This is a genomic window from Chamaesiphon sp. VAR_48_metabat_135_sub (assembly GCF_031418915.1).
Lineage (GTDB): Bacteria > Cyanobacteriota > Cyanobacteriia > Cyanobacteriales > Chamaesiphonaceae > Chamaesiphon.
The window spans coordinates 1-4,985 of the sequence record NZ_JANOJV010000291.1 but is presented as its reverse complement, the minus strand read 5'-3'; the positions used below and the strand labels follow the sequence as shown (position 1 = coordinate 4,985).

General features: G+C 45.3%; 5 protein-coding genes and 1 pseudogene. 5 read left to right on the top strand and 1 reads right to left on the bottom strand.

The annotated features are described in order from the left end of the window. Positions 1–369 (top strand): annotated as a pseudogene (gene nirA, locus RMO55_RS20280) (ferredoxin--nitrite reductase); the annotation flags it as partial. Positions 370–525: 156 nt separating this feature from the next. After that, positions 526–1,338, top strand: coding sequence for a tetratricopeptide repeat protein (locus tag RMO55_RS20275; RefSeq protein WP_310429700.1), 813 nt, complete (start codon positions 526–528; stop codon positions 1,336–1,338). A gap of 33 nt (positions 1,339–1,371) precedes the next feature. Here RMO55_RS20275 and RMO55_RS20270 read toward each other — a convergent pair whose 3' ends face one another. Further along, positions 1,372–2,256: an ATP-grasp domain-containing protein gene (locus tag RMO55_RS20270; RefSeq protein ID WP_310429698.1), complete on the bottom strand. Its 885-nt coding sequence runs from the start codon at positions 2,254–2,256 to the stop codon at positions 1,372–1,374. 298 nt (positions 2,257–2,554) lie between these two features. Between RMO55_RS20270 and hemE the strand changes: the two genes are divergently transcribed. The 3 genes from hemE to RMO55_RS20255 all read left to right on the top strand — a co-directional run bounded on the left by hemE (position 2,555) and on the right by RMO55_RS20255 (position 4,874). Further along, positions 2,555–3,607: a uroporphyrinogen decarboxylase gene (gene hemE, locus RMO55_RS20265; protein WP_310429696.1), complete on the top strand. Its 1,053-nt coding sequence runs from the start codon at positions 2,555–2,557 to the stop codon at positions 3,605–3,607. A 169-nt stretch (positions 3,608–3,776) separates the two neighbouring features. Next, a complete protein-coding gene (locus RMO55_RS20260; protein WP_310429694.1) occupies positions 3,777–3,989 on the top strand; it encodes a hypothetical protein in 213 nt (70 codons plus the stop codon). A 72-nt stretch (positions 3,990–4,061) separates the two neighbouring features. Further along, positions 4,062–4,874: a phosphodiester glycosidase family protein gene (locus RMO55_RS20255; protein ID WP_310429692.1), complete on the top strand. Its 813-nt coding sequence runs from the start codon at positions 4,062–4,064 to the stop codon at positions 4,872–4,874. Positions 4,875–4,985: the final 111 nt, after the last annotated feature.

Below are 4,985 nucleotides of genomic sequence, written 5' to 3'. Positions count from 1 at the left end.
AGCCGCACCGTCGTCTCTTGTACGGGTGCCCAATTTTGCAACTTTGCGATGATTGAGACCAAACAATACGCAGTATCAGTAATTGATGCTGTCGAAGCTAAAGTTGACGTTCCCCAACCAGTGCGGATTCACTGGACTGGTTGTCCAAATTCTTGCGGACAGCCACAAGTTGCTGATATCGGCTTGATGGGTGCAAAAATCCGTAAGGATGGTAAAACCGTTGAAGCTGTAGACATCTTTATGGGTGGTACCGTTGGTAAGGATGCCAAGCTGGGTGAAAAGGTAATGAAAGGAATTCCGATCTCCGAATTAGATGCTGTATTGGTTGACTTATTAGTCGATAAATTTGGCGCGACAACTAAATCTTAATCTGCTGAATTATCTTTCGTTACTAATACAGGCTGTCAAAATTGGCAGCCTATTTTTAGAGATAGACTCATGCTGTAGAAGAATTAATTCGATTGGATATTGATAATTTCAATTAATTCCTCTACAGTGAAAGGAGAAATATCTAAATAAAATTTTATGGCGTGGCGTTGGTTAGTGAGTATTTTGGCGATCGTGCTAATCGCGTTAACTCCAATTAGTTCTGGTTTCGCACAGCCAGCACCTACCGATGTTACCGATTCTGAATTTCAACTGGGTGACAAGTTACGAACTCAAGCTTTTACAGCAACTAATGAAGGCAATTTTGGAGCCGCCGAAAAGTATTGGACACAATTAATCGAGCTATTTCCCCAGAATCCAGCAATTTGGAGTAATCGGGGAAATTCTCGTGTCAGTCAAAATAAATTAACCGAAGCCATTGAAGATTTCAATAAATCGATCGAGCTATTACCCGGACGCACTGATGCTTATCTTAATCGTGGCACAGCCTTAGAGGGTTTGGGTAAATGGAACGAAGCAATCGTTGACTATAAATATATCCTCTCGATCGATCCGAAAGATGCGATGGCATACAATAATTTAGGTAATGCCTATGCTGGTTTGGGTGAGTGGAAAATAGCGATCAAAAACTATGTTAAAGCTTCAGAAATTGCTCCTGACTTCGCTTTTGCACGAGCTAATTACGCCTTAGCACTATATCAGAATGGCGAAATTCCCGAAGCGATCCGGAATATGAAAAATATCGTCAGAAAATATCGAGATTTTCCTGATGTTCGAGCAGCTCTGAGTGCAGCTCTGTGGCAAAATGGTCAACGAGGTGAAGCAGAAAGTAATTGGGTAGCTGTAATCGGTTTAGATAGTCGCTATAAGGATCTAGATTGGGTGAAAAACACTCGTCGTTGGCCACCTAATATGGTGGCAGCATTAGAAAAGTTTCTGAACCTACAGTAGTAATCTCAAGAAAGAGATAACCTGTCGCTGAGTTCAACTAATTTTTGCGAGCTTGCTCCATAGTTCTGTGATTGAAACGTGACTCATCCCTGCAAACTGTGCGTCACCAACCTCAATGACAATCCAATCGCCAGATTTAAGCTGCCCGATATCGACGATAATATATGGAACATTGACTCTAGTTGCAGCTTCGATCGCTAATTTAATTAGATTCGATCGATCCAATTCTGTCAACTCAAACTCATCATCAAATTCATCCCAATAGTAGCCAAAAGCAACTACTTGCTGCTGATAAACAAACACTCGATATTCCCGACTTCTGGGAAAATCTCCAGGCATAATCGATCGATACCGTAATCTTGCCAGTTGTCTGATAATTGCCTTGCCACGAGCGCGATGGGGGAGTGATAATATTTGTCCGACGATGTAGACTAGTTCGTCAGGATTAGCGGCAACGCAGGCATCCCAACCGAGCGTTTTATTTGACTTGACAGCACCGCGCACGAATACTGGAAAACCTAATTTATCGCCAGCATCAACGCACTCATCCGAGCTGGTAATCGTCATACTTTGAGGTGTCAGATCGCCGAGTAAAGGATAATATCTGTCGAACTCTAACGCCATTTGGTGTTGAACTGGATTGTTAACCAAGAACACATTCTTATCAGCCGCCGCCTGATAAACTGCCTCGTATTTAGACTGTGAAGGAATGAAACCAGCCCAGATACCAATTTGGGGTCGATCGAAAGATGGCAGGTTCAGCAAGGCATCTACCGCCGCCACAGAGTAGCCAATCGTCGCAGGCAACAAATAGGTGTAGCAACCATACAGTCGAGCCGTCTCCGCAACTTGCAAGTTTTCGAGATTATCGATTGAATTAGGCTGGCGCAGAGATTCTTCCTGAAAAACAACAAGCATGATCAAATTTACTCGCTATGCAGAATTGGGTTATGAAAAAGATCGATGGATTCGGGGTTCGGGGTTCGGGGTTCGGGGTTCGGGATTCGGGATTCGGGATTCGGGATTCGGAAAGAGGAACGTTAGGATTCGTTCGTCAAGATTATGAATGGGTTCTAAGACAAAGGGGTAGCTAGTTTGGTATTCTGGAGTTTATGTCTACGGAGCCATTCTCCTCAAGCACAGGTAGGACAAGGTTTTTTCATGACTCTCTGGCATCAATACCATGCTCTGCCATATAAAATAACGATAAAATAAAATGACAGATATAAATCAAGAGCCGCTATTATTACGTGCAGCTAAAGGTGCCACGCTCGATCGTCCACCAGTTTGGATGATGCGTCAAGCGGGACGCTATATGAAAGTTTATCGCGACTTGCGGGACAAGTATCCCTCTTTCCGCGATCGATCCGAAAAAGCTGAACTAGCCATCGAAATCTCCCTCCAACCCTGGCGGGCGTTCCAGCCCGATGGCGTAATCATGTTCTCCGACATCCTCACGCCCCTACCAGGCTTGGGAATTCCCTTTGACATCATCGAGAGCAAAGGGCCGATGATCGAGCCAGCAATCCGCTCTCAGGCGCAAATTGACGCACTCCATCCCCTCAATCCTGAGGAGTCCCTCCCTTTTATCAAAGAGATTCTGGGCACTTTACGCCGCGAAGTGGGCACTAAATCCACAGTCCTCGGATTTGTCGGCGCACCTTGGACATTAGCAGCATACGCGATCGAAGGTAAAAGCTCCAAAGACTACTCCAACATCAAAGGAATGGCATTCCGCGAACCGCAGATGCTCCACAGTTTACTCGCAAAAATCGCTGACGCGATCGCTGTTTACGTCCGCTATCAAATCGATTGCGGTGCGCAAGTAGTCCAAATGTTCGACTCCTGGGCGGGACAACTCAGCCCCCAAGACTATGAAACTTTCGCACTTCCCTATCAACAACGGGTAGTCCGACAGGTAAAAGAGACACACCCCGACACCCCCCTGATCCTCTACATCAGTGGTAGTGCGGGCGTATTGGAACTAATGGGTAAATCTGGTGTAGATATCGTCAGTCTTGATTGGACTGTCGATATGGCGGTGGGAAGACAGCGGATTGGCACACATTTAGGCGTACAGGGAAACATGGACCCATGTGCATTATATGGTTCCAAAGACTTTATTCGCGATCGGATTATCGATACCGTGCGCAAAGCTGGTAAAACCGGACATATTATGAATCTCGGTCATGGTGTCTTGCCAACTGTACCAGAAGAAAATGTCGCCCACTTCTTTGAAACTGCCAAAAATGTCGATAAATTACTCTAACCTGCTGGGTTAGGATAAATTGAATATCCCCTCTAACTTTGATGGGTTAGAGGGGAATTTTAATGCTGATGAGCAAATTTTGCATCGTCGTCATCCAAGTCGTTAGAAAATTTATCTAGCTGGGCACAATAAATTTATCTACCTTTCATCATTATGGGGGATTGTGCTAATGGTACCAACCGATCGGAATACGACTGAAGAAACTACTACTGAAGATACTGCGACCAGTGCAAAGTGTCCAGAATGTGGCAATGAGAAGATCTGTCGCACTCATCGTGCTGGTAAATTGGATCGAATCATCTCTCTAGTGAATATTTATCCCTATTGTTGCCGCGCACATACTTGTAAAGCTCGCTTTTACCGCTTTGGCAGAAAAATATGAGCTTAGATTGATACTTTAGGGAAACTGGCATGGTGAGACTGAAGCAGAACTTAAATTAACCACCAAAATTTCATGAGTCATCAGTGCGATTCTCACTCTCAACGGCGACTCCTCCGCCAAATCCTCATCGCCCTACCGATCTTCATCCTCACTGGCTGCATTCGCTCCAACCAAGCCATTACTCCACCCAGTCCCCAACCCAGCCCTACATTCCAATCCACCAGCTTGGCTCCTGGCATTACCATCTGGACTAATGCCGCCAAAAAGACCTATGTTATCGAAGCAGATCTCAGCAAAGCCGAACTTCGCAGCCTGAGTGGTGCGCCCACATCGACAGGGAAAGTCGGACAATTTAAGTTTGAAGAATTTTGGACGAAAAATAAGTCAAAAGGTAATCTCCAAGTACTGATTAACGGCACCTTTTTCCAGGAATATAACAAGCCTACTGGCATCGCCTTCGGTTTAAAACAAGATAATCAATTCATCACCTATGGCTATGGACTGAATGAATTTCCCGATCAAACAATGACAGTAGCTTGGTCGAATGATAAAATCTCGATCGAGCCTTACAGTCGCAGCACCTTCAACAGCGACACATCCAACGTAGTCGGCGCACTAGCCCCCACTGCTGGTAAAAATGCCAATAGACTCCTTCCTCGCACCTTCATCGGCATAAAACACCAGCAACGTACCGCTGACACCGTACTATTATTTATCAGCCCTAGTTCCTCCCAGCGTGAAGCCGAGCAGACCTTACAGACATTTGGCGCAGAAAACACCGCGATGCTGGACGGTGGTCAGAGTACTGGTTTAATCGTCGGTGGCAAAACAATGATGCAACCCAAAACTAGACTACCGCAAACGATCGGGATCTTCAGTAAATAGCCCACCAATCTCTGATCCGATCGACAAAACGCGATCGCCAATACCACCAGCAAAAACCAAGCTAATCGGTAAGGTGTTGTCAGTTAACTCTAAACAGCTTACCCTGAGCGT

Coding starts and splice junctions, on each gene's coding strand:
- RMO55_RS20270 (WP_310429698.1), bottom strand. CDS start 2,256: ATGCTTGTTGTTTTTCAGGAAGAATCTCTGCGCCAGCCTAATTCAATC.
- RMO55_RS20255 (WP_310429692.1), top strand. CDS start 4,062: ATGAGTCATCAGTGCGATTCTCACTCTCAACGGCGACTCCTCCGCCAA.
- RMO55_RS20275 (WP_310429700.1), top strand. CDS start 526: ATGGCGTGGCGTTGGTTAGTGAGTATTTTGGCGATCGTGCTAATCGCG.
- RMO55_RS20260 (WP_310429694.1), top strand. CDS start 3,777: ATGGTACCAACCGATCGGAATACGACTGAAGAAACTACTACTGAAGAT.
- hemE (WP_310429696.1), top strand. CDS start 2,555: ATGACAGATATAAATCAAGAGCCGCTATTATTACGTGCAGCTAAAGGT.